23 protein-coding genes are annotated in these 21989 nt (G+C 65.4%); 9 read left to right on the top strand and 14 right to left on the bottom strand.

Annotated elements, in window-relative coordinates; all coding sequences use genetic code 11:
• Positions 1 to 678: 678 nt before the first annotated feature.
• Positions 679 to 1242: a TetR/AcrR family transcriptional regulator gene (locus AKN83_RS03235; RefSeq protein ID WP_050406523.1), complete on the bottom strand. Its 564-nt coding sequence runs from the start codon at positions 1240 to 1242 to the stop codon at positions 679 to 681.
• Between the two features lie 111 nt (positions 1243 to 1353).
• Here AKN83_RS03235 and AKN83_RS03230 point away from each other — a divergent pair, with 111 nt between their 5' ends.
• The gene (locus AKN83_RS03230; protein ID WP_050406522.1) at positions 1354 to 2007 is read left to right on the top strand and encodes a glutathione S-transferase; all 654 of its coding nucleotides are present in this window, start codon (positions 1354 to 1356) and stop codon (positions 2005 to 2007) included.
• A 117-nt stretch (positions 2008 to 2124) separates the two neighbouring features.
• Here AKN83_RS03230 and AKN83_RS03225 read toward each other — a convergent pair whose 3' ends face one another.
• Both AKN83_RS03225 and AKN83_RS03220 read right to left on the bottom strand, forming a co-directional pair.
• A complete protein-coding gene (locus AKN83_RS03225; protein WP_050406616.1) occupies positions 2125 to 2724 on the bottom strand; it encodes an NADPH-dependent F420 reductase in 600 nt (199 codons plus the stop codon).
• 31 nt (positions 2725 to 2755) lie between these two features.
• Positions 2756 to 3490 carry an SDR family NAD(P)-dependent oxidoreductase gene (locus AKN83_RS03220; RefSeq protein WP_050406615.1) on the bottom strand — a complete coding sequence of 245 codons (735 nt, stop codon included), beginning with the start codon at positions 3488 to 3490 and terminating at the stop codon, positions 2756 to 2758.
• 240 nt (positions 3491 to 3730) lie between these two features.
• Between AKN83_RS03220 and AKN83_RS03215 the strand changes: the two genes are divergently transcribed.
• Positions 3731 to 4627: a LysR family transcriptional regulator gene (locus AKN83_RS03215; RefSeq protein WP_050406521.1), complete on the top strand. Its 897-nt coding sequence runs from the start codon at positions 3731 to 3733 to the stop codon at positions 4625 to 4627.
• Positions 4628 to 5315: 688 nt separating this feature from the next.
• Here AKN83_RS03215 and AKN83_RS03210 read toward each other — a convergent pair.
• Positions 5316 to 5552 (bottom strand): hypothetical protein, encoded by a 237-nt coding sequence (locus AKN83_RS03210; protein WP_050406520.1) that lies wholly within the window; start codon positions 5550 to 5552, stop codon positions 5316 to 5318.
• Positions 5553 to 5774: 222 nt separating this feature from the next.
• Positions 5775 to 6413 carry a glutathione S-transferase family protein gene (locus AKN83_RS03205; protein ID WP_050406519.1) on the bottom strand — a complete coding sequence of 213 codons (639 nt, stop codon included), beginning with the start codon at positions 6411 to 6413 and terminating at the stop codon, positions 5775 to 5777.
• Between the two features lie 268 nt (positions 6414 to 6681).
• Here AKN83_RS03205 and AKN83_RS03200 point away from each other — a divergent pair, with 268 nt between their 5' ends.
• On the top strand, positions 6682 to 7155 hold the full coding sequence (locus tag AKN83_RS03200) for a VOC family protein (RefSeq protein ID WP_050406518.1): 474 nt from the start codon (positions 6682 to 6684) through the stop codon (positions 7153 to 7155).
• Positions 7156 to 7343: 188 nt separating this feature from the next.
• Positions 7344 to 8606 carry a serine hydrolase domain-containing protein gene (locus AKN83_RS03195; protein ID WP_050406517.1) on the top strand — a complete coding sequence of 421 codons (1263 nt, stop codon included), beginning with the start codon at positions 7344 to 7346 and terminating at the stop codon, positions 8604 to 8606.
• Positions 8607 to 8613: 7 nt separating this feature from the next.
• Here AKN83_RS03195 and AKN83_RS03190 read toward each other — a convergent pair whose 3' ends face one another.
• The 4 genes from AKN83_RS03190 to AKN83_RS03175 all read right to left on the bottom strand — a co-directional run bounded on the left by AKN83_RS03190 (position 8614) and on the right by AKN83_RS03175 (position 11487).
• The gene (locus tag AKN83_RS03190) at positions 8614 to 9111 is read right to left on the bottom strand and encodes a peptide deformylase (protein WP_063695162.1); all 498 of its coding nucleotides are present in this window, start codon (positions 9109 to 9111) and stop codon (positions 8614 to 8616) included.
• Positions 9112 to 9180: 69 nt separating this feature from the next.
• Positions 9181 to 10053, bottom strand: coding sequence for a bifunctional helix-turn-helix transcriptional regulator/GNAT family N-acetyltransferase (locus AKN83_RS03185; protein WP_050406516.1), 873 nt, complete (start codon positions 10051 to 10053; stop codon positions 9181 to 9183).
• Between the two features lie 67 nt (positions 10054 to 10120).
• Positions 10121 to 10981 carry a DMT family transporter gene (locus AKN83_RS03180; protein WP_050406515.1) on the bottom strand — a complete coding sequence of 287 codons (861 nt, stop codon included), beginning with the start codon at positions 10979 to 10981 and terminating at the stop codon, positions 10121 to 10123.
• Positions 10978 to 11487 carry a MarR family winged helix-turn-helix transcriptional regulator gene (locus AKN83_RS03175; protein ID WP_050406514.1) on the bottom strand — a complete coding sequence of 170 codons (510 nt, stop codon included), beginning with the start codon at positions 11485 to 11487 and terminating at the stop codon, positions 10978 to 10980. Before AKN83_RS03175 ends, AKN83_RS03180 begins: the two co-directional genes overlap by 4 nt.
• A gap of 212 nt (positions 11488 to 11699) precedes the next feature.
• Between AKN83_RS03175 and AKN83_RS03170 the strand changes: the two genes are divergently transcribed.
• Positions 11700 to 12497 carry a DUF899 domain-containing protein gene (locus tag AKN83_RS03170; RefSeq protein ID WP_050406614.1) on the top strand — a complete coding sequence of 266 codons (798 nt, stop codon included), beginning with the start codon at positions 11700 to 11702 and terminating at the stop codon, positions 12495 to 12497.
• Between the two features lie 122 nt (positions 12498 to 12619).
• Here the strand turns inward: AKN83_RS03170 and AKN83_RS03165 are convergent, their stop codons facing one another.
• Complete coding sequence (locus tag AKN83_RS03165; protein WP_050406513.1) at positions 12620 to 13522, bottom strand: LysR family transcriptional regulator; 903 nt, start codon at positions 13520 to 13522, stop codon at positions 12620 to 12622.
• Positions 13523 to 13625: 103 nt separating this feature from the next.
• Here AKN83_RS03165 and AKN83_RS03160 point away from each other — a divergent pair, with 103 nt between their 5' ends.
• The 3 genes from AKN83_RS03160 (at position 13626) to AKN83_RS03150 (ending at position 16890) form a co-directional block, all read left to right on the top strand.
• Positions 13626 to 14180 carry a GNAT family N-acetyltransferase gene (locus AKN83_RS03160; RefSeq protein WP_050406512.1) on the top strand — a complete coding sequence of 185 codons (555 nt, stop codon included), beginning with the start codon at positions 13626 to 13628 and terminating at the stop codon, positions 14178 to 14180.
• On the top strand, positions 14177 to 15355 hold the full coding sequence (locus tag AKN83_RS03155; protein ID WP_050406511.1) for an MFS transporter: 1179 nt from the start codon (positions 14177 to 14179) through the stop codon (positions 15353 to 15355). Before AKN83_RS03160 ends, AKN83_RS03155 begins: the two co-directional genes overlap by 4 nt.
• Positions 15356 to 15426: 71 nt before the next feature.
• Complete coding sequence (locus tag AKN83_RS03150; RefSeq protein WP_050406510.1) at positions 15427 to 16890, top strand: M20/M25/M40 family metallo-hydrolase; 1464 nt, start codon at positions 15427 to 15429, stop codon at positions 16888 to 16890.
• Positions 16891 to 16893: 3 nt separating this feature from the next.
• Here the strand turns inward: AKN83_RS03150 and AKN83_RS03145 are convergent, their stop codons facing one another.
• From AKN83_RS03145 to AKN83_RS03135, 3 genes are read right to left on the bottom strand one after another with little or no spacing between them, the layout of a single operon-like run.
• Complete coding sequence (locus AKN83_RS03145) at positions 16894 to 17403, bottom strand: DUF1993 domain-containing protein (protein ID WP_050406509.1); 510 nt, start codon at positions 17401 to 17403, stop codon at positions 16894 to 16896.
• A gap of 17 nt (positions 17404 to 17420) precedes the next feature.
• Positions 17421 to 18386 (bottom strand): glutathione S-transferase C-terminal domain-containing protein, encoded by a 966-nt coding sequence (locus tag AKN83_RS03140; protein ID WP_050406613.1) that lies wholly within the window; start codon positions 18384 to 18386, stop codon positions 17421 to 17423.
• Positions 18387 to 18412: 26 nt separating this feature from the next.
• Positions 18413 to 19852: an MFS transporter gene (locus AKN83_RS03135; protein WP_050406508.1), complete on the bottom strand. Its 1440-nt coding sequence runs from the start codon at positions 19850 to 19852 to the stop codon at positions 18413 to 18415.
• A 124-nt stretch (positions 19853 to 19976) separates the two neighbouring features.
• On the opposite strand from AKN83_RS03135, the gene AKN83_RS03130 reads away from it, so the two are divergent.
• A complete protein-coding gene (locus AKN83_RS03130) occupies positions 19977 to 20888 on the top strand; it encodes a LysR family transcriptional regulator (protein ID WP_050406507.1) in 912 nt (303 codons plus the stop codon).
• A 21-nt stretch (positions 20889 to 20909) separates the two neighbouring features.
• Here AKN83_RS03130 and AKN83_RS03125 read toward each other — a convergent pair whose 3' ends face one another.
• Positions 20910 to 21815 carry a LysR family transcriptional regulator gene (locus AKN83_RS03125; RefSeq protein ID WP_050406612.1) on the bottom strand — a complete coding sequence of 302 codons (906 nt, stop codon included), beginning with the start codon at positions 21813 to 21815 and terminating at the stop codon, positions 20910 to 20912.
• Positions 21816 to 21989 lie beyond the last annotated feature (174 nt).

Genomic DNA, 21989 nt, shown 5'->3' with positions numbered 1-21989 from the left:
CGTAGACCTTACCGCTATGCTTTCTTCAAAGGTATTACACTCCGGTGGCTCACCTTCGACGCAAATCAAATCTGGTCGCACCACCTGCGACAAATCACCCCGACGGGCAACTCAGCAAAACCTGTCAATCCGCGAATAAGAAAATATTCCGCTTGGCGTTTGCCCAACTCAGCTGTTCAATATGCGCGTCTCACCCGACACGAGGGGCGGATCGCGGTCGTCACGAACGCGGGTCGAGATGCGGTGGACGCTGAATGCGCGACTGACGAGTGTGCATGAAGTGGACGGCGAAGTCGTGTGGTCCTGACGCCCTCATGGCAGGTGTCTCTTCACATTGCGCAGGTCGCGCGTGGCGAAGACGGTGACAAGCAAGCCTGGTCTCGCCGGGGAGAGCACGAAGTAAGCCGTAGCCCATCGCGCAGGGAAAGCCGGGTCGTTTCCGGTTACACCTGTGGTCCTACCCCCCGAGCTTCCTACCCATTGCTCGGGGCCCATGGGTGCGATCGGCACCCGGCTTTCCCTGCGCCCTCTGTTGTCAACGAGGGTGAAAACCAAGAGCAAAGCTCGGACGGTTCAGTCGCGAGAATGCGGTTTCATGCCTGCGCGCCGATTGAAGCGGGCAGGGCGGATCGGCCGGGAGGCGTGATGCACCACATCGATCATCGAGCCATGGATGAGCTACGCCGGCAGCAGACCGGCGGCGCGATAGCTGTCGATCAAGGAGTCGTAGAGCGAGATATCGCCGCGGCTTCTGGCCATCAGCTGCGCGCCGGCGACGGCGGCGAAGATGGCGCGGGCGCGCTGTTCGCTCTTTCTTGCACTGACCAGGCGCGCCGCGACCAGCAGCTTGCTCAGCCACGCCACGTTGACGTCGGCAAATGTCTGCACCTCCAGCTTCACCGTATCAGGCAGGTCGTCGACCTCGGCGGACATGAAGCTGCAGAGGCACATCCTATTGTTGCTCTCGAGCGCCTTGCGAAACACATCGGGATATCGACGCAGGCAGCGGACCGGATCGGCCGTTTCCGCCAGCATCGTCTCGAGTTGGGCAGCGGTGTCCTCCCAGTAGCGCCGCGCAACAGCTGCGCCGAGATCGGCCTTGCTCGGAAAGTGGTGATAGATGCTGGCGGCCTTGATCCCGACCTCGTCTGCGAGATCGCGGAAATTCAGGCCGGCATAGCCGCGTGCCTGCGCGGTTCGCTTTGCTGCCGCCAGGATGGCCTCCCGAGAGCTTGAGCTCACCTCATCGCCTCACTGCTTCGTTATCTACCAAGTGACAGATAGGCGTTGACCGGCCGAATGGGAAGTATTCTTATTCAGCCTACCAAGTGACAGGTAGACAAGGAGCCCTGAATGAAGATTTACGACTGGCCGACCGGCCCATATCCGGCCCGCGTTCGCATTGCTCTGGCCGAGAAGGAGCTGCGGTCGCAGGTGGAGTTCGTATTGGTCGATCTCTACAAGGGCGAGCACAAGAAGCCCGAATTCCTCGCCAAGAACTACTCCGGCACGCTGCCGGTGCTCGAACTCGACGACGGGACCTTCATCGGCGAGTGCACGGCGATCACCGAGTATCTTGACGCGCTCGATGGCGCGCCGACGCTGACCGGCAGGACGCCGCGCGAAAAGGGCGTGATCCACATGATGAGCAAGCGCGCCGAGCTGGAACTGCTCGACGCCATCAGCGTCTATTTCCACCACGCCACGCCGGGTCTTGGGCCTCATGTCGAGATCTATCAGAACGCTGAGTGGGGATTCCGTCAGCGCGACAAGGCCCTCAGGGGGATGCACTACTTCGATGGCATTCTGAAGCGACAGCCGTTCGTCGCCGGCGACGCATTCACGATGGCCGATATCACCGTCATAGGCGGCTTGATCTTCGCCGGACTCGTGAACGTGCCCGTGCCGCCGGAGTGCGAGGCGCTTTCGGCATGGTATGCACGGATGCAGGCGCGTCCCAGCGTCAGGAACAGGATCACGATGTCCGAGTCGATCGAGGCATCTTGATCGGGATCATAGCTTACGAAGGCCGCTCTCGCGCTTACGCGAGAGCGGATCGGCAAGATCGCAAGCGTAGCCCGGATCAGCGCAGCGATATCCGGGATTTTCTAGCGTCGCAATCCGCTACGGCTCCTTCTTGAACAGATCCTGGAAGATCAGCGGGCCCCAAACGCGGCTGCGTGCGTGCACCAGCGCGCCACCCTCGTTGAGCTTTCCGAGCTTGACGGGTGCGAACCCGAGTTGTTTGGCGAGGGCTGCCACGGCAGCGATCGCGTTCTCGTCGTCACCAGATAGGAAGACGACCCGGTGCCCGCCCTCGACGATCGGATCGGCAGCGAGCTTGGCCGCGATCAGGTGATTGAAGCCTTTCACGAACCTGGCGCCGGTGAACGCCTTCGCGGCGAAGGCGGAGGACAACAGACCGTCCAGTTCCTCAAGAGGAAGTAACGCATTCATCGTGTCGATGACCGTCTTGCCTTTCCAATTCGGCAGGGCCTTCGCAACTTCACGATGCTCCTCGAACGGGACCGCCAGGATGATCGTGTCGGCCTCGAGTGCATCCCGCAGCGCCTTGGCGACGACCGTGGGCCCGATCGCCCGCGCTTGTGGTGCCAACGCCTCCGGTGGCCGGCGGCTCGCGACGGTCACCTCGATGTTCTTGCGGGCGAAGGCGCGGGCGAGGGCCTGGCCTACCTTGCCGAATCCTACAATGGCATAGCTCATCATGCTTCTCCGATCGCGTTGCGAGATGAATTCAGATCGCCGAGAAGCCGCCGTCGACGGACAACTCCACGCCGTTCACGAAGCTCGAATCATCTGAGGCGAGGAACAGCGCGGCCGCCGCGATTTCCTCGGGGCGACCCATCGTTCCCCGCGGGATCAGGGATTCGAACATCCGCTTCGCTTCCTCGGTGAGGACCTGATCCTGCATCGGCGTGGCGATCGGCCCCGGGCTCAGTACGTTCACCCGGATATTCCTGCCCTTCAGCTCGTTGAGCCAGGTGCGTGCGAACGAGCGCAGCGCCGCCTTGCTCGCCGCATAGACGCCGTAACCGGGAAAGCCTTTCACCGAAGCAACCGACCCGGTCATGAAGATCGATCCGCCATCGCCAAACAGCGGCAACGCCTTCTGCACCGTGAACAACGTGCCGCGGGTATTCAGGTCGAAGGTCGCGTCGAAATGCTGCTCGGTAATCTCGCCGAGCGGCACAGCGTTGCCCATGCCGGCGCTCGCGTACAGGACGTCGATCTTGCCCTTTTCCCGCTTGACAGCGTCGAACAGGCGGTCGAGGTCGTCGAGATTGGCCGCGTCGCCGCGCACGCCGGTCACGTTGCGGCCAATCAGCCTGACGGCCTCGTCGAGCAGTTCCTGCCTTCGGCCCGTGATGAAGACGTAAGCGCCTTCTTCAACGAACCGCCTGGCGCTCGCCAGCGCCATGCCGCTCGATCCACCGGTGACGACTGCAACCTTACCCTCAAGCTTTCCCATGACTTCTCCTTTGGTGGTGTCGAACCGCATCTCTGTTCCGGTGCGAGATGGCCTCCGACAACCTCGACGTAGGCCGGCCGACGTCAGGCGTTGAGTGCGGAAGCGTGCACATGGGTGGTGCGAAAACGATCCGGCTGGACTGACGCAGGCCGCGCGCGCGTGCTAACCGTATGCGGGAAGCCGTTCGATGGATTGGACGGGGGCTTTGGAAGGCGCACCCGGGCGGTGCTGAATTGCACCATGATCGACTGGGATGACGTTCGCTACTTTCTCGCCGTCGCGCGTGGAGGCTCGGTGCGGGCTGCCGCCGAGCGCCTTGGCGTGAACCACTCGACCGTGCTGCGACGCGTCGCACAGCTGGAGGAACGGCTCGGGGCACACATGTTCCAGAAGCTGCCTTCCGGCTACCGCCTGACGGCCGCGGGGGAAGAGGTTCTCGAGCTCGCGGAGCAGATGGAAGTGTCGTCGCACCAGCTGGAGACGCGCGTCTTCGGCCGCGACCAGAGCGTGCGCGGGCTGCTGCGGGTGACGCTGGCACCGACCCTCGCGACCCACCTGCTAATGCCGGACTTCGCCGATTTCGCGCGTCTGCATCCGGACATCGAGATGGAGGTCCTGTCGTCCGGCGAGTTGGCAAATCTGACCAACCGGGAGGCCGACGTCGCGATCCGCGTCGTCTACGACCGCCAAACCCTGCCGCTCAATCTTCACGGATTGAAAGGACCGGAGTTGTTCGGAGGCATCTACATGTCCCGCGATCGACTGGCGGCGTGGCGCGCGGGCGCGCCTGATCCCGTCAGATGGATCGTCATCAGCATTCATGGAATCCCGGACTGGGCCCACGAGGGCGAGGTTCGCGCCGCCGACGTTCCGTTCAGGGCTACAGATGCCGAGGCGCAGATCGTCGCGGTGCGGCAGGGGATCGGGATGACGACGCTGCCATGCTTCGTCGGAGATGCCGACCCGTTGCTGGTGCGGGCGCCGGGCACCGACTTGCACATGTATGGAACGCTCTGGCTTCTCACACAGGGGGAGACACGCAAGACGAAGCGTGTGCGGCTCTTCACTGAGTTCGTGTCCCGCAGGCTCGCCGCCTACGCACCGCTCCTCGCCGGGCTGTCTTTATCGCGCGACTGACGCGCGGCAGGTTTGAGACGGATCCGACAATGTTAAGGACGCGCAACTTGCTGCGCGCCGCGCCGCTGAGTTGGCTCCCGCGCAAATCAAATCTCGCTCCGTCCCCTGCGACAAATCACCCCGACGGGCAACTCACCAAAACCTGTCAATCTGCGGTTGAGAAAATATTCCGCTTGGCGTTTGACCCAACTCAGATGTTCAATCTGCGCGTCCCACCCGCCACGAGGGCGCTTCGCGATCGTCACGAGCGTGGTGTGGGATGCGGTGGACGCTGGGTGCGCAGTCGACGAATGCGCATGAAGCGGACGGTGAAGTCGTGTGGTCCTGACGCCCTAATGGCAGGTGTCTCTTCCGATTGCGCAGGTCGCGCGTTGCGAAGACGGTGACAAGCAAGCCAAGTCTCGCCGGGGAGAGCACGAAGTAAGCCGTAGCCCATCGCGCAGGGAAGGCCGGGTTGTTTCCGGTTACACCTGTGGTCCTACCCCCCGAGCTTTTTGCCCTTTTGCTCGGGGCCCATGGGTGCGATCGGCACCCGGTCTTCCCTGCGCCCTCTGCTGGCAGCGAGGGCGAAACGAAGCACAAAACTCGGACAGATCATGTCGCGAGATCGCGGACGTTCATGCTGTTTGAAACGTGAATGCTGTAGCCTGGTGGCGGGACGCTCGCGTCAGCCGGGCAGCAGGCGCGATCAATACGGACCCGGTTCGCAGGGAACGTTGTTGCCGGTCCACGGCGCAGTCGCGAACGAGCCGACGCGCGGCGCCGGGATGCAGGCGCGACCATCGACATAGACAGGCTCAGTGGGCGCGGCGGCATTGGCTTCGGCGACATGCCTGGACACAGCGTGCGTTTCGCGCGCCATCGCCGGTGTCGCGATCATGGCAACCGCGATGAAAGCAGCCGACAACAGTTTGACGTTCGTCATTGAGTTTCTCCGTCTTGCTTAAGGGGCCAAGGAGTCTGGCCTCGTCAGATAGATGTGCGCAGAGCAGGCGCATTTGAATGCAATCATTGCTCACGCCGGCTCAACGCTGCGTGAGGGATACGATACGGTCGTGATCGTGTGCGGGAACTGGATGCGGTGTGATGGTGTTGGGCGCCTGCACGAGGTGCTGTCCCGCGTGTCGCCAACCTCAGCCGGTCGATGCTACCGTGTGTTGACCGCCAGCTGCGCCTCGAAAGCCCGCTTGTACGCAGGTCGCGCTTCGCCGCGCGCGATGTAGGCGGAGAGGCCCGGAAATTCGTCGAGGATGCCGGATGCTCTCAGCCTGAGCAGAACGGACACCATCATCAAGTCGCCGGCGCTGAACGTGCCGTCGAGCCAGTCGGCATCGTCGAGATGGGCTGAGAGCTGCTTCAGCCGGTCGCGGATGCGATCCATGACCAGAGGCAGGCGCTCCCTGGTCCATGGCTTGTCGCTCTCCAGAATTCTGGCGGTTGCGAGTTCGAGGATCGGCGGTTCCACGGTGTTGACCGCGGCAAACATCCAGCTGATGGCGCGGGCGCGGGCGTTGGCATCGCGGGGCAGCAGGCCGGCATGATGCTCGGCGATATGAAGCACGATCGATCCTGTTTCAAACAGCGCGAGGTCACCGTGCTCATAGGTCGGGATCTGGCCGAACGGATGCAGCGCCAGATGGGCGGGCTCCTTCATCGCCTGGAACGAAACGAGCCGAACCTCGTAAGGCTGGCCCACCTCTTCAAGCGCCCAGCGAACGCGGGTATCGCGCGCCAGCCCCTTGCCGCCGTCGGGGGAGCGTTCGAAGGCGGTGATGGTGGGGGTCATCGTGTCTCTCCATGTCCTTGCGTCCCGAGGACGAACGGGCGACGCGCGGCCCGACGAGCGATATCGGATTATTTTGGCCGCAACGCCGCGGCCCATGCCGCTCAAATCCTTGTCGTCGGCCTGGCTTTCGCCAGGACGACAGTGCCGTCTGTAGAGGCGGTGTTGTGACAAACGCGGTTCCGCGAATTATTTTCATCGGCGTCTTGCCGCGGTGTCGGCTGGCGTCGCCGCCAATCGTCCTTTGGGCGCAAAAACCAGGAGACTGCAAATGACCGATCTCGTCACATGCCTTTGGTTCGATCAGGGCCAGGCGCGCGCAGCGGCGGAATTCTACGCTGCGACGTTTCCCGACAGCCATGTCGATGCAGGGCATGTCTCGCCGATCCCGGGCATCGGGCAGGGCGATGAACTGACGGTCGAGTTCACCGTGCTCGGCCGCCGCTTCGTCGGACTCAATGGCGGTTCCAACTACACGCCGAACGAGGCCGTCAGCTTCATGGTGCTCACCGACAGCCAGGAGGAGACCGATCGCTACTGGAATGCGGTCACCGGCAATGGCGGCAAGGAATTGCCGTGCGGCTGGTGCCGGGATCGCTGGGGCTTTACCTGGCAGATCACGCCGCGGCGGTTGCTCGAACTCGTCAACGGCGCCGATCGCCCCGCCGGACGGCGCGCGATGGAGGCGATGATGACGATGAAGAACATCGACATCGCCGCGATCGAGCGGGCGGCTGCGGCATAGTCCGCGCGCTGCAATGATTTGGCCCGAGCGCGACAGTCAGGTGTCCAATCGAGCCGGTCTGTGCGGGGCTCGGCCATTTCACGTCGCGGCGTGCGCTCCCCGCGACGGTCACCCCGGCGCAAACGCAGGATGTGTCTCGTGCCATCGCATGATACGCATCTTGTTCCGCAGCTCTGGAGCCAGCCTTGATGTCCGTCGCAGCCGCCGCCAATCAGCAACCAAACCCCACCGCCGCCGAGAGCGATCCCGAGGCGCTTGGCTGGATGCAGGGCTTTCCGCCGCCGCGGGACAAGACGATCGCGTTCCAGGACGGCTCGTTCCGCAGCTTTCCCGAACTGCGCTGGGCCTGGAGCAATATCCGCCAGCTGGTGCCGACGGTGAACGTCTGGCGCGGAGCGGGGCCGGCCTCGGTGCTTCCGCGCGAGGATCACGACATCGGCGCCTCCGCGTCGGTGACGATGGACGGCCGCCCGCAGACGTTCGCGCAGATGCTGGAGGACAGCTATGCCGACGGCATCGCCGTGCTGCATCGGGGCAAATTGATCTACGAGCGCTATTTCGGCGCGCTGAAGCCGCACAAGCCGCATATCGCGATGTCGGTGACGAAGTCGTTCACCGGCGTGCTGGCCGGTATGCTGGTGGCCGAGGGCAAGATCGATCCGCAGGCGCCGGTGACCGACTATGTGCCGGAGTTGAAGGCGAGCGCGTTCGGCGATGCGCGCGTGCATGAGGTGATGGATATGACCACGGGGCTGAAATACACCGAGGTCTATACCGACAGGAATTCCGACGTGTGGGGGCTGCGGCGCGCCAACGGCATGGCGCCGATTCCCCCAGGCTATGAGGGCGCCAGCAATATCTTCGATTTCCTGTGCGGGCAGCAGAAGCAGGGCGAGCACGGCAAGGCCTTTGCCTATAAGACCGTCAACACCGACGTGCTGGCCTTCATCATCAGGCGCGCCAGCGGTATGACCCTGTCGGACCTGCTGTCCGAGAAGATCTGGGCGCCGATGGGCGCGGAGGAGGATGCGCATTATCATGTCGATCGGATCGGCACCGAAAGCGGCGGCGGCGGATTGTCCACGACGCTGCGCGATCTCGCCCGCTTCGGCGAGACGATCCGCAACCATGGTCGCTTCAACGGCCGCCAGATCGTGCCGTCCACCGTCGTCGAGGACATCGCGCGGGGCGGCGATCCCGAAAGGTTCAAGCCGGCCGGCTATACCACCTTGCCCGGCGCGTCCTACCGCAATCAGTGGTGGGTGACGCACAATGCGCACGGCGCCTACATGGCGCGCGGCGTGCACGGCCAGGGCATCTACATCGATCCGAAGGCCGAGATGGTGATCGCGCGCTACGCCTCGCATCACGCCGCCGGCAATGCCGCAAACGACCCCGTCACGCTGCCGGCCTACATGGCGCTGGCGAAGGATTTGATGGCGGGAGGGTGAGGTCGAGTTACGTGCGCGAGATCTTCTCGAACCGCTTGATCAGGCGCTCCCGCTTCAGGCGGGACAGCCGCCTGATCCAGAACACGCCGTCGAGCTGATCGATCTCGTGCTGATGGCACACCGCGCGCAGCGCGTCCGACTCCTCGGTCTGCATGTTGCCGTCGAGATCCTGATAGCGGATGCGGACGCGCGCATGGCGCTCGACTTCGTCGTCGACCCCGGGCATCGAGACGCTGCCTTCCTTGTGCAGGATCATTTCCGATGAGGCCCAGATGATCTGCGGATTGACATAGGTCCGCGGCCCTTCGCCGGCATCGAGCTCGAGCACCACGACGCGCAGGGGCACACCGATGTGCGGCGCGGTGATGCCGATGCCCGGCGCCGCATGCATGGTCTCCAGCAGGTCGGCCGCCAACTCGCGCAGCGCGTCGTCGAACAGGTCGACCGGCTCAGCCGGGAGCGCAAGCCGGGGATCGGGATAACGGACGACGGGGCGGATGGTCATGCCGGTGTCATAGGCCAGCTCACGGCGCTGGACAACACGCGCAAGCAGGGGCCCCGCGAGATGCGTCGTTCAGAGATGCTTCTCGAAGAAAAGGTCGGGGTAGGGATCGTCGTTGAAACGCGGGATCTCGGTCCAGCCGGTCCTGCGATAGAGCTGGCCGGCTTCCGCCAGCGCGCTGTTGGTATCGAGCCGCAGCACCGCGATGTCGAGTTCGCGGGCGGCGCTTTCTGCGGCGTCCATGAGGCGGCGGCCGAGGCCGAGCCCGCGCGCGGCTGGCGCGACCCAGAGCCGCTTGATCTCCGCGTACTCGCCGCTCGTGCCTTTCAGCCCGACGCAGCCGATAGGCAGGCCGTCCGACATCGCCACGATGAAACTGCCGCGGGGCCGGACCATGTCCTTGGCATTGGGATCGCGCGACAGCTTGACGTCGAACCCCTGTTTGAAGCGCCGGGCGAGCTCGGCGTAATATTCGCCGAGGCAGTAGCGCGCCGCCTCGCTGCGCGGGTCCATCTCGTGCAGGGCAGTGCCGTCGCGCCCGAGCGCCGAGGCAATCAGATCCATCGCCGCCAGCAGCGCCTCGCGTTGGGTGTGATCTCTGAGGAAGTCCTTGGCCTGCCGGTTGGAAATCGCCTCGTAGGCGTTGAACTCGCGTCTGCCCGCTGGGGTCAGCTTCGCGATGCGCCGGCGCGCATCGTCGCCGTGCGCGCTCGTCTCGATCAGTCCCTCGTCCTCGAGGCTGCGCAACAGGCGGCTCATGAGGCCGGAATCGAGCCCGAGATAATCCCTAATGTCGCCGACGTCGGCGCGGCCGTGCCCGATCGCGTTCAGCACCCGCGCCGCGCCGAGCGGCCGGCCGCGGCCGAGGAACGAGGTGTCGAGCGCGCCGACCGCGGAGGTGACGGCACGGTTGAAGCGGCGGACGCGGGAAACCGGGTCGAGCATATGTCTGACCTTAGTCAGACATCATCCGGTCGTCAATTGCAGAGGCTGCGCAATCAGGCAGGCACGTCTAGCCCCGCGCCAGCACCAGCACGTTGCCGACGAGGATCGCGGCGGCGCCGGCGAGCACCGGCCAGCCCAGCGCAAGGTGCTCGAACAGCGCCGACAGCACCAGCGCGACGAGCGGCACCAGTGCGAGCGTGTACGCCGCACGGCCGGGGCCGAGACGGCGGACGAGTTCGAAATAGAGCATGAAGGTGATGCAGGAGGCTGCGACGGCGAGGTAGAGGAAGCTCAGCCCGTAGGACAGCGACAGATCGGCGGCAAACGGCGTTCCAGTTGCGACGGCCCAGAGCGCGCTCGCCGCGGCGCCGATGAAAGCGCCCCAGGCGAGCACGGCGACGACGGGCAGTCCGGCGCGCTGGTTGCGCGCGCCGACCGTTGTCCCGGCACCGGTCGCGATCGCCGCCGCAAGTGCCCAGGCCAGACCCGCGAGCGGCGCGACGCCATGCGCGGTGGTGCCGGGCAGGAAGATGATCGCGAGCCCAAGGATGCCGCACAGCGCGCCCCATACGAAGCTCGACGAGATCGGCACACCGAGCGCGGCTCGCGCGATCACGGCCGCGAACAGCGACGAGGTCGACAGTACCAGCGCCGCAAGGCCGCTCGGCATCCGCGCGGTCGCTTCATAGAACGCGATGAAGGCGATGGCGAAGAACAGCAGGCCCTGCAACGCGACGGCCAGCCGGTCCTTGCGCGGGATCGCGAGCGGCACGCCGCGCAGCCGGCTGTAACCGACCAGGATGAGGCCCGCGAGCACCATGCGCAGCGCTACCGACCACGGCGCGGGCGTGACGCCGGCCTGCATCGCGGTTGCCAGCGCGCCGCCACCCCAGAGCAGTGCGGTCAGCGCGAACAGTGCGGCCGTCACGGCGTTGCAGCGTCGTCGAGCAGCGCGCGCCAGCCGACGGCGTCGATCCGCGCGCTTTCGCCCTCGAGCCGGGTGAGGGCGGAATCGAGAGTTGTCCGCTCGCTGTCCGACAGGCGCGCAAGCAGCCGCGCCTCGATCGCGCTGCCCAAGGCGGCGATCCTGTTGAACGCGGTCCGCCCGCTGCGGGTGATGCTCACCGCCGCGAAGCGGCGGTCGGTCTTGCCCGGACGGCGCACCGCGAAGCCGAGCTCGACCAGTTGGCCGATGCCGCGGCTGACCGCGAACGGATCGAGCGCGCAGGCGCGGCCGATCTCGGAGGCGTTGGCCGCATCGCGCTCGGCGATCACGGCGAGGATGCGCCAGCCAGCCTGGCTCAGTCCGAACGTCTCGCTGTAGAAGCTCTCGAGTGGGCGGGCGACCTGGGCTGCGACGAGGAACAGGCGATAGGGGAGCCAGGCGCTGAGCTTCAGGGCATCATCGGATGCAGGGGCCAAGGTTTGCTTCATGGCGGCGAGGCTCGCACAAATAATTGCAATGTGCAAGTATAATGCAAGGAGATCGAAGCGATGGGGTGCGTGCGCGAAATCCCGACACACTTGTCACTCCCATCATTCGCTGCCGCCGCGTCAGACTGCGGCATGGCCAATGACGAACGGCCTCGGCGCGGGAACTGCGTCGTGGTCGCGGAGTTCGTCCAATTCGAAAGATGGAGATCATCATGACCAAATCGGCCGAGAACGATCGCGGCGGACTGGCGGCAATGCAGACGCCGCCGGTGGTGTCGCGGGAGGCGTGGGAGGCGGCGCGGCTGGAGATGCTGGTGAAGGAGAAGGCGCAAATGCGGGCGCGCGACGCGCTTGCTGCTGAGCGGCGGCGGATGCCCTGGATGGCGGTCGAGAAGCCGTATGTCTTCGAGGGGCCGAACGGCAAGGCGAGCCTGCTCGACCTGTTCGAGGGCCGCCGGCAGCTGATCGTCTACCGCGCGTTCTTCGAGCCCGGCGTGTTCGGCTGGCCGGATCACGCCTGTCGGGGCTGCTCGCTCGGCGCCGACCAGGTCAGCCATCTCTCCCACCTGAACCAGCGCGACACCACGCTGGCCTACGCCTCGCGCGCGCCGCAGGCCGACATCGCGCGGCTGAAGGCGCGGATGGAGTGGGAGATGCCGTGGTACACGATAACAGACAGCTTTGACGCCGACTTCGGCGTTGCCGAGTGGCACGGCCACAACGTGTTCGTCCGTGACGGCGAGCGGATCTTCCGCACCTATCTCGTCAACAGCCGCGGCGATGAAGCGATGGGTACGGTGTGGAGCTATCTCGACATCACGCCGTTCGGCCGCCAGGAACTCTGGGAGGACTCGCCCAAGGGGTATCCGCAGGGCCCGACCTACAAATGGTGGAACTGGCACGACAATTACGAGGTGGAGACCGCGCCGAACGCGAAGTGGGCGGCCGTGACCGACGCCGGCGAGGCCGCGTTCCGCAAGATCGCGGAGCAGGAACGCAAGGCGACTTGACGGGTGGAGCAGGGAGGACGCGCGGCGTTTTCCCCGGAAAAGTGCGAAGCGGTTTTCCGAAAAGATCATGCTCAAACAAGGAGCTAAAGCGCGAAGGTTATTCAACCGAATCTCATCGCGCTTTAGCGGCCATTGTCCTTCGCTACCGAGAGTGTCTTCAGCGCCGAGAGCGTTTGCCGGAGACCGCGGTCGAGGCGCTTGTCGCGACGGATCACGACCGCGAGCCGGCGGTAGAGCCTTGGCGATAGCGACCGGAGGTTCAGGTCGCGCTGAATGGTCCTGGCGGGCACCGCCATCTCGGGCAGTATCGCGCAGCCGAGTCCGGCGCGCACCATCTCTTTGATCGCCTCGACACTGCCGAGCGACATCAACGGTTTCAGCGACACACCGCCACGCGCCAGCCATTCATCCGCGGTACGCCTGGTGTTGCCGCCGGGCTCGAACAGCAGCACCGGCCGGGTCGCCAGCACCTCTGGCGTGATCCGCGCCGGCAGCTTCATGTCGCGGGGCGCGATCAGCACGAACTCATCGTTCATGACCGGCGTGATCTCAAGGCTGCGCCCAGACACCGGCAGCGTGACGAGCGCGATGTCGATCGTGTTGTCTTCGACGGCCCGCGAGATCTCCGCTGTGTTGCCCGTCGTCACCGTGATCTCGAGCGAGGGCATGGTGGCCCGCAGTTCCTTCAGGATCGGTGGCAGGAGGAAGATGCAGGCGGTCGCGCCGGTACCGAGCCGCACACGGCCTGCGGTTCCCGCCGTCTGCTGCGCGACGGCGTCGACCGCCGACGTTACGGCCGCGTTGATCTGGTCCAGGTGCGAAAGCAGGGCAACGCCGGCCGCGGTCGGCCGGGCGCGTCGTCCGACCCGCTCGATCAAGATCGCATTCAGGCTGCGCTCAAGCTGGCGCACCTGCAGGCTCACCGCCGGCTGCGTGAGCTGCAATCGCTCGGCGGCGGCAGAAAAGCTACCGCTGTCGATTACGACGGCGAAGCTTTCGAGATAGTCGAGGTTGAGGTTCTTCATCAAAGAATCTTTTATACTACGCATAACCAATCAAAGCTTCACTTATATAATGCCGTGGCGCATGCTCGGGCAACATTGACGGCTCAAGGCAGGAAGACAGGTGATGGCAGGCATCAACGGCGTCGTGGTCCGCGACGCGACCGACGGCGACATGGCTGACGTGCAGGGCATCTACACCCATCACGTGCTCAATGGGCTCGCGACCTTCGAGGAGGTGCCGCCGACGGCGGACGAGATGCGCAGCCGCCGTGCCGCGGTGCTGGCGGCGGGGCTGCCATATTTGGTGGCCGAGATGGATGGCCGTGTGGTCGGCTATTGCTATGCGACGTCGTACCGGCCGCGGCCGGCCTATCGCCACACCATCGAGGACTCGGTCTACGTGGCCGACGGGCTGCGCGGACGCGGCATCGGCTTGGCGCTGCTGCAAGAGCTGATTGCGCGCGCGGAAGCGGGGCTCTGGCGGCAAATGATCGCCGTGATCGGCAACAGCGGCAACGTCGGATCGATCGCGCTGCACCGTCGCATGGGCTTCGAGATGGTCGGGACGCTGAAATCGGTCGGCTTCAAGCTCGGGCAGTGGGTCGACACCGTGCTGATGCAGCGGCCGCTTGGACCGGGGGCCTCCACGCTCCCGCCAGACACGGAAACGGCGCGTTGATCGCACGCCGGGTCGTGGCCGCCCTCGGGCTGGCTCAACTGATCTCGTGGGGCGCGACCTATTATCTGATCGGCGGCTTCGGCGAGCAGATCGCCGCGGATCTCGGCTGGGGGCGCGACATTGTCTACGGCGGCTTTGCCGCGGCGCTGCTGGTCATGGGCGTGGCGTCACCGCTTGCGGGAAGATGGGTGGACAGCCGTGGCGGCCGGGAGGTCATGGTCGCAGGTGCCGTGATCAACGCGCTCGGCTGCGCCTGTCTCGCCATCTCGCACAAGATCGACACCTACTTCACGTCATGGATCGTTCTCGGCCTCGGCATGCGGCTGACGCTGTATGATGCGGCATTTGCGGCGCTGGCCCGGATCGGCGGACCGGAAGCGCGCCGCGCGATGTCCGGGATCACCTTGCTCGGTGGCCTGGCGGCCACCGTATTCTGGCCGCTCGGCCATATGCTTTCGGAACAGTTCGGCTGGCGCATCGCAGTGCTGGTCTATGCGGGCTTTGCACTGCTGACGATCCCGCTGCATCTGCTGATCCCGAACAAGCGGTTTGCCGTCGTGTCGGGTTCGGCAGCGCCGGCATCCAGGCAACCGCGCGCCGCCGGCGGTCCGCGGCTTGCGGCGGCCGGCGGGCTCTACGCCGTGATCATGACCGGTGCGAACTTCCTCAATGCAGGCATGTCCGCGCATATGATCGCGGTGCTCACCGGCCTCGGGCTCACCATCACCGTGGCGGTATGGATCGCAACGCTCCGGGGCATCGGGCAATCCGCCGCGCGGCTCTGCGAGATCCTGTTCGGTGCACGGCTCGATCCGCTGGCGCTCAACCTGATGGCCTGCCTGATCATGCCGCTGTCGTTCATCGCCGGCCTGTTCAGCGGAACGGCGAAGGAGATGGGAATCGCCTTCGCGCTGCTCTACGGCGCCTGCAACGGCATTCTGACCATCACCAGGGGAACGCTGCCGCTGATCCTGTTCGATCACCGCAGCTACGGCACGCTGGTCGGCCGGCTGATCGTCCCGAGCTTCATCCTGCCCGCGGCGGCGCCGCTGGTCTATGCAATCGTGATCGACCGCTACGGCGATGCCAGCGCGCTCTATCTCTCGACCGGCCTCGCCGTGACGACGTTGCTCGCGGCCGCGATGCTGAAGGTGATGTTCCCCAGAACTTCCTGAGCGCAGGGACTCGCTGAGGTAGGCGGCGCAAGTTATCCTGCTTCAAATCCAGATAAGGGAGGAAGAAGAACATGGTGCCGTCGACCAAGACCCGCTTCGCTGCGTTTGCTCTTGCTGCATTGCTGTGCTGTGCCGGAGCGGGAGATGCACACGCCGAGCAGCCGGGCGACCGCACGGTTGAGCTGCTCAAGAAGCTGATCTCCTTCGACACGTCGAATGGTCCGGGCGATACGCGGGCACTTGCCGAATATCTGAAATCGCAATTCGCGCCGCTCGGCGCCGAGGTCGACATCTTCGTCGCCCCAAACGGCAAGGCCGCACATTTTATTGCGCGGCTGCGCGGCGACGGTTCGCGGAAGCCGGTGCTGCTCGCCGCGCATGCCGACGTGGTTCCGGTCGAGCGCGAGAAATGGACCGTGGAGCCGTTCGCCGGCGTCGAGAAGGACGGCTTCGTCTACGGGCGCGGCGCGATGGACTTCAAGGGCGGGCTCGCGGTCTTCGCCAGCGCGGTGATGCGGCTTGCCGAGGAGAAGACGCCGCTGTCGCGCGACGTGATCTTCCTCGCCGAGGCCGACGAGGAGCAAGGCCAATACAGCACGGTGTGGCTGGCGAAGAACCATTGGGACAAGATCGACGCCGAATTCGCGCTGAACGAAGGCGGCTATGTGCTGCAGGAGCGCGACGGCACGGTGCGCCAGATCAATATCACGACGGCAGAGAAGCTCTCGGCGACGTTTGCGTTGAAGGCGACCGGTCCCTCCGGTCATTCCTCACGGCCGTTCCCGGCGGGGGCGATGGCCAACGACCGCCTGATCGCGGCGCTGGCGAAGCTCGCGGCACATGATCCGGCCGTCAAGCTGGTGCCGGCGACCGAAGCCTATTTCAAGGCGCTGCTTCCGATCAGCTCGGAGCAGACGGCAGCCGATATCAGGCAGCTCTTGGCTGCGAAGGACCAGGGCGATCGCGATGCCGCGGGAAGGAAGCTGGTCGCCGACAATCCCAAGGACAGCCTGCTGCTGCACGCGCTGCTGCGCGATACCATGGTGATCACCATGATCGACGCCGGCATCAAGCCCAACGTCATCCCCGGCGACGCCAAGGCGGTGGTGAACACGCGGCTGCTGCCGGGCAGCACCACGGATCAGATGATCGAGGAGATCAAGCGGGTGATCGGCGACCCCGGCATCGAGGTCAGCATCGTGACGTCGCTGTCGCAACAGGACGCGCGGGACGCCTATCTGACGCGCTCCAGGATCCCGGCGTCGCCCATCAATACCGAGCTCTATGCGGCGCTGGACCGCAACGCGAAGCGGATCTGGAAAGACGCCGTCCTGGTGCCGACGATGTTCGAGGCGGGGACGGACGCCACCGCCTGGCGCGAGCGCAACGTACCCGTCTACGGCATCTATCCCTATCCGCTCGACGACGACATCCTGAGCCGGATGCATGGCAACGACGAACGGATCGGCGTCGAGGCGATCAAGCAGGGGGCGGAGTGGGTCTACACCACGCTGCGCGAGGTCGCGAAGAAATAGAAATCATTCCGAGAGGTAGTTGCCGAGGAAGTCACGCTTGCCGAGCGGCACGCCGCGATGGCGCAGGATGGCGTAGGCGGTCGTGACGTGGAAGAACAGGCTTGGCAGCGCGAAGCCGTACAGATAGCGCGCTGCCGGCATTGGCGGGACGCCGAAGGGCAAGGTGATGACCCGTTCCGCCGCCCGCTCGAATGCCCGAATCGGGACCGTGTCGATGTAGTCGAGCGTTCGCGATATCCTTGCGTAGGCCTCGGCGAGGCGCTGCTCGCCGTCGGCAAAGGGCGGCGGCTTCAGACCGGCGAGCCGCCCGGCGGCGCCCTTGGCGTGATCGCTGGCCCGTTGCACCTGACCGACCAGCGTCAGCATGTCCGGCGCCAGCCGCGCCGCGAGCATGGCATCGGGATCGAGACCGCGTTCGCGGGCGTGGGCCTCGCCCTTGCGCAGAAGATTGGCAAGCGCGTCGAGCATCTGCCGGAACACCGGAACCGAGGCGTCGTACAATGGTGTGCTCATGGGCATTCTCCCATTCGTCATGTCCGGTGCGGGGCAAGCCAATTCATCTCCGGAAGCTCCGGCACGATGCCGCGGCGGGTCGCGATCGCCCAATCGCCGTCGTAGTAGTGTGTGAGGATATGGTCGTAACGCAGCGTGGCAGCGACGCCGGGAAGGGCGTGGACGCGCCTCAATAAATCCGGCAGGTGCCGATAGTCGACGAGCCGCCTGCGGCTTGCGCGGAACAGCGGATTGTACACGGCATCGAAGCGCACCAGCGTCGAATAGACCAGGACATCGGCCAGCGTTGGCCGTTCGCCGAGGCAAAATCGGCGGCCATCGCTTAGCCGGTCGTCGAGCTCGTCGAGAAAGCCGAATAGCTGATCCATCGCGGCGGTGTATCCGCGTTGATGCGTCGCGCCGGCCACCGCGTAGACGCCGACCGACAAGCGGCGTGCGATCTCGCCGTTCAGGTCGTCCATCGCGGGCTTCAGCTCGGCCGGGCAGAGATCGAGAACGCGATCGCCGGTGATCGCATCGAATGCGTCGTTCAGCATTGCTGCGATCTCGACCGATTCATTGCTGACGATGCGGCGGGAGTGGCGATCCCACAGCACCGGAACGGTGACCTTACCGGTATAGTTCGGTGCCGAGGCGCGATAGGCCTCGTGCAGATGCAGGAAGCCGTTGTCCGCATTGTCGATGGTCGACAGGGCGGTGTCCGCAAAGCTCCAGCCGTCGGGCGTGTCCCAATGCGGATGCAGGACGGAGAGGCCGACGATGTCCTCCAGTTGCTTGAGCGCGCGCACGATCAGGACCCGGTGCGAGAACGGACAGGCCGGCGAGGCATAGAGGTGATAGCGCCGCGGCTCGGCGCGGAAACCCGACGCACCGTCTGCGGTGATGCGGTCGCGAAAGCGGCCGGCATGGATCATCTGTTGCGCCTTGAGTTCGGGCGTCGGATCGACATCGCCTCGCCAGAGACCGTTGATCATGAGCTTCATGGCATTCACCATCGGTCGCTGCGATCTCAGCCTGCCGCCGGCTCGCGTGGCAGCCACAGCGATAGCCAGCCGCCGAGCGCCAGCAGCGCGACATTGCAGCCGAGCGCGATCGTGAAGGCGTGTGCGTAATCGCCGGCCTGCGGATGCGGTCCGAGCAGGCTGTAGAAGATGCCGCCGATGATGGCGACGCCGAGTGCGGCGCCGATCTGGAAGGTCGAGATCATCATCCCGGATGCCAGCCCGGCGTGACGCGGCTCGATGCTGCCGATCACGGCCTTGATCACCGACGGCATCACGGTGCCGAAGCCGAGCCCGCCGCAGATCAGGCCGAATTCAGCGCTTTGTGGCAACATGCCACTAACCGACAGCATCACGACACCGAAGCCGATGACCTGGACCGCAAAGCCCAGCGTCAGCGTGCGCGCGCCGAGCCACTGCATCACCAGCGACGACACCAGCGAACTCACGAAGAAGCCGGTGGCAAAGGGCAGGGTGGCGAGGCCGGCTGCCAGCGGGGAAAAATGCAGCCCGCTTTGCAGGTAGACCGCAAAGGTGAGGTAGAACGACGACAGCATGTAGAAGGCGAGCGCCATCACCTGCCCGATGACGAAATCGCTGTTGCGTAGAAGGTGAAGCGCGACCAGCGGGTTGCCGCCGCGCCTTGCGAGGCGCGCCTCGAAGCGGACGAAGGCGGCGAGCATCAGCGGAGAGGCCAGCAGCATTGCGACGATCCAGATAGGCCAGCCGGACTCCCGGCCCTCGATCAACGGATAGACCAGCAAGCCCAGCGTCAACGAGAGCAGGATGACGCCGCCGACGTCGAGCCGCTGCGCATGCTCGGCGCGCGAGTCCGTGAGGAACAGCAGTCCGCCAATGAAGGCGGCAAGGCCGATCGGCACGTTGATCAGGAAGATCGCTTGCCAGGCGAGGCCAAACGGATGGGCCGAGACCAGGACGCCGCCGAGCACCTGGCCGCAGATGTTGGCAAGACCGAACGTTGCGCCATAGAAGCCGAGCGCGCGGCCCTGTTCGGCCGCCGGAAACAGCACGCGGATCGAGGCGAGCACCTGCGGCGCCATCACGGTCGCGGTGAGGCCTTGCAGGATTCGCCCGGCGACCAGCACGTCCGGCGACCATGCGATGCCGCACAGCACCGACGCGATCGTGAAGCCGGCGACGCCGGTCAGGAACATGCGCCGCCGGCCGAGCAGGTCGCCGAGCCGGCCGCCGGTGATCAGGAACACTGCGTAGGTCGCAGCATAGGCCGAGATCACGAACTGCACTTCGCCTGGGGTGGCGCCGAGATCGTCGCGAATGGCCGGCAGCGCGAGGTTGACGACGTTGAAATCGAGGATCGGCAGGAAGGCGCCGGTAAGAAGCACGGGCAGCGCCAGCCATCGCCGCGGGTCGACCGTTGCCGGCCTTGTGTCGTGCAGCTGCAACGTCTCGGTGGTTTCGCTTGTCACCTGCCAGCTCCTCCGCGTCGCCGGTGCGGCACTCGAGGTGCGCCCGTCGGCCGAACTTTTCGGGAAGATGGCTTGTCCGTTCGTGATAAGGTATTCGCCAACTCTGCGAACCGAGTTTGCAAAAATGCACAGCCCGCTCGACTGGAATGATCTTCGCCTCGTTCTCGCGGTAGCGCGCGAGGGCAGCCTATCCGGGGCAGCGCGCAGACTGGGCGTGACGCATTCGACCGTGTTCCGCCGCCTCGGCACGATCGAAGCAGCGATCGGAACACGCCTGTTCGAGCGCTTCCGCGATGGTTACGCGCCGACCCCGGCCGGCGAGACAGCGGCGGCTTCGGCGGCGCGGCTCGAGGATGAGGTACTCGCGCTTGAGCGCAGGTTGGCGGGACAGGACCTCAGGCCATCAGGCCCGGTCCGGATCACCACGACCGATACGCTCGGCGCGGTGCTGATGCGGCATCTGCCCGCGATGCGCGCTGCGCATCCGGAGATCGAGCCGGAAATCATCATCTCCAATGCGATGGCGAATCTGACCCGCCGCGAGGCCGAGATCGCGATCCGGCCGACGCCGGCGCCGTCCGAACTGCTGGTCGGACGGCGCGTCGCCGATATTGCGCATGCGGTCTACGGATCGCGGGCCTATCTCGCGCGGCGCAATGACAAGGATCTGTCGGCACACGACTGGGTCGGGCTCGACGATGCGCTGGCGGGGACCGTGATCGCCGGCTGGATGCGCGACAACCTGCGCCCGGCGCGCTTCGCCTGCCGCGTCGATGCGCTTCCGGCGCTGTGCGATGCGGCGGCGGCGGGACTGGGGCTTGCGTTGCTTCCCTGCTATGTCGGCGATCCCGCGCCGGCGCTGCGCCGCCTGACACCGAAGGCGCTCGCCGAGCCGCGCTCGGCGCTGTGGCTGCTGACGCATGACGATATCAAACGCACCGCGCGCATCCGCGCCACGCTCGATTTCCTGGCCAAGGCGCTGGTGTCGGAGCGCGCGCTGTTCGAGGGCAGGCGAGCCGGCCACGCGCGGCGGTAGCGGGTAGGGCGCGCCAATCGATCAGGACCCGGCCGCTTCGGTGACGATGCGGAGATCCCGTGCCGGGCGATCCGCAGGCGGACGGTGATGTTCGCGAAAGGCGCTCGCCAACGTTTTCAGCGTCGCACGCGACTTCGCGTCCGACAATTTCGACAGCAGCATGATCTCGGATGGAGGCAGCGCGGGGAGGCCGAACTTCTCGGTGACCTCGACCGCGCCCGGCGGGACGACCCGGCGCGAGAACACCGAGATCGCAAGGCCAGCCGAGACGGCTTCGGCGACGGCAAAGGCTCCGCAGCCAAGGAAGGTTTCGGTCCACGGCAACCCTGCCGTGTCGAGCGCATGGGTCGCGGTGTTGAGGATTCCACAAGACGGCGAGGAGGCCGCCAATCGAAATGGCTCGCCCTTGCGATGGACAAAGTTCGGCGTGGCGAACCAGCCGAAATGATCGGGTCCCAGAACCTCGCCGTCGCGCCGATCGTCATCCCGGAACACGATCACTGCGTCGATCGTCCCGCGATCGAAGGCCTCCAGCAGGTCACGGGCATCGTCGAGCCGGACCTCGATCGTCAGTGCCGGATCATGCGCATTGAGCCGCGCCAGCAAGGTCGGAAGCTCGGGCGCGCCGACGTGGGTCGCGATCCCCAATGAGAAGCGGCGGCGAACGGACGACAGCCCGGCGACCGCGCGATCGTGTGCGGCAAGGAAGGCGCGCGCGGACTCGAGGAATGCGGCTCCCTGCACCGAGAGGCGCACCAGCCGCGGGGTTCGCTCGACCAGCTTCTGGCCGACCCGGTCTTCCAGCCGCCTCAGCTTGACGCTGATCGCCCCTTGCGTGGTGCCGAGCGCGTCGGCGGCGCGTGTGAAGCTCTTGAGATCTGCGATGGTCACGAAAGCCTTCACGGCGTCGACGTCGAGGGTGGTCATGTCAGTCATCCGGAATTGTTGTCTCTGAAATATCTAGTCATCCAATTCAACAATGCTCAAGCCGTGATTAGCTTTTGGCCGTGAAGCGCCGCGGCCACCCGATTCCTGCCGTTGCTGCCTCAATACATCGTGAGTCGATCGACCGTCGCTGCTGCCAGCACCCTGGCAACAGCG

It is taken from the genome of Bradyrhizobium embrapense, from assembly GCF_001189235.2.
Taxonomy (GTDB): domain Bacteria; phylum Pseudomonadota; class Alphaproteobacteria; order Rhizobiales; family Xanthobacteraceae; genus Bradyrhizobium; species Bradyrhizobium embrapense.
This window is presented reverse-complemented; position numbering and strand designations above follow the sequence as displayed.

Coding starts and splice junctions, on each gene's coding strand:
- AKN83_RS03230 (WP_050406522.1), top strand. CDS start 1,354: ATGAAGATTTACGACTGGCCGACCGGCCCATATCCGGCCCGCGTTCGC.
- AKN83_RS03225 (WP_050406616.1), bottom strand. CDS start 2,724: ATGAGCTATGCCATTGTAGGATTCGGCAAGGTAGGCCAGGCCCTCGCC.
- AKN83_RS03220 (WP_050406615.1), bottom strand. CDS start 3,490: ATGGGAAAGCTTGAGGGTAAGGTTGCAGTCGTCACCGGTGGATCGAGC.
- AKN83_RS03215 (WP_050406521.1), top strand. CDS start 3,731: ATGATCGACTGGGATGACGTTCGCTACTTTCTCGCCGTCGCGCGTGGA.
- AKN83_RS03210 (WP_050406520.1), bottom strand. CDS start 5,552: ATGACGAACGTCAAACTGTTGTCGGCTGCTTTCATCGCGGTTGCCATG.
- AKN83_RS03205 (WP_050406519.1), bottom strand. CDS start 6,413: ATGACCCCCACCATCACCGCCTTCGAACGCTCCCCCGACGGCGGCAAG.
- AKN83_RS03200 (WP_050406518.1), top strand. CDS start 6,682: ATGACCGATCTCGTCACATGCCTTTGGTTCGATCAGGGCCAGGCGCGC.
- AKN83_RS03195 (WP_050406517.1), top strand. CDS start 7,344: ATGTCCGTCGCAGCCGCCGCCAATCAGCAACCAAACCCCACCGCCGCC.
- AKN83_RS03190 (WP_063695162.1), bottom strand. CDS start 9,111: ATGACCATCCGCCCCGTCGTCCGTTATCCCGATCCCCGGCTTGCGCTC.
- AKN83_RS03185 (WP_050406516.1), bottom strand. CDS start 10,053: ATGCTCGACCCGGTTTCCCGCGTCCGCCGCTTCAACCGTGCCGTCACC.
- AKN83_RS03175 (WP_050406514.1), bottom strand. CDS start 11,487: ATGAAGCAAACCTTGGCCCCTGCATCCGATGATGCCCTGAAGCTCAGC.
- AKN83_RS03170 (WP_050406614.1), top strand. CDS start 11,700: ATGACCAAATCGGCCGAGAACGATCGCGGCGGACTGGCGGCAATGCAG.
- AKN83_RS03165 (WP_050406513.1), bottom strand. CDS start 13,522: ATGAAGAACCTCAACCTCGACTATCTCGAAAGCTTCGCCGTCGTAATC.
- AKN83_RS03160 (WP_050406512.1), top strand. CDS start 13,626: ATGGCAGGCATCAACGGCGTCGTGGTCCGCGACGCGACCGACGGCGAC.
- AKN83_RS03150 (WP_050406510.1), top strand. CDS start 15,427: ATGGTGCCGTCGACCAAGACCCGCTTCGCTGCGTTTGCTCTTGCTGCA.
- AKN83_RS03145 (WP_050406509.1), bottom strand. CDS start 17,403: ATGAGCACACCATTGTACGACGCCTCGGTTCCGGTGTTCCGGCAGATG.
- AKN83_RS03140 (WP_050406613.1), bottom strand. CDS start 18,386: ATGAAGCTCATGATCAACGGTCTCTGGCGAGGCGATGTCGATCCGACG.
- AKN83_RS03130 (WP_050406507.1), top strand. CDS start 19,977: ATGCACAGCCCGCTCGACTGGAATGATCTTCGCCTCGTTCTCGCGGTA.
- AKN83_RS03125 (WP_050406612.1), bottom strand. CDS start 21,815: ATGACCACCCTCGACGTCGACGCCGTGAAGGCTTTCGTGACCATCGCA.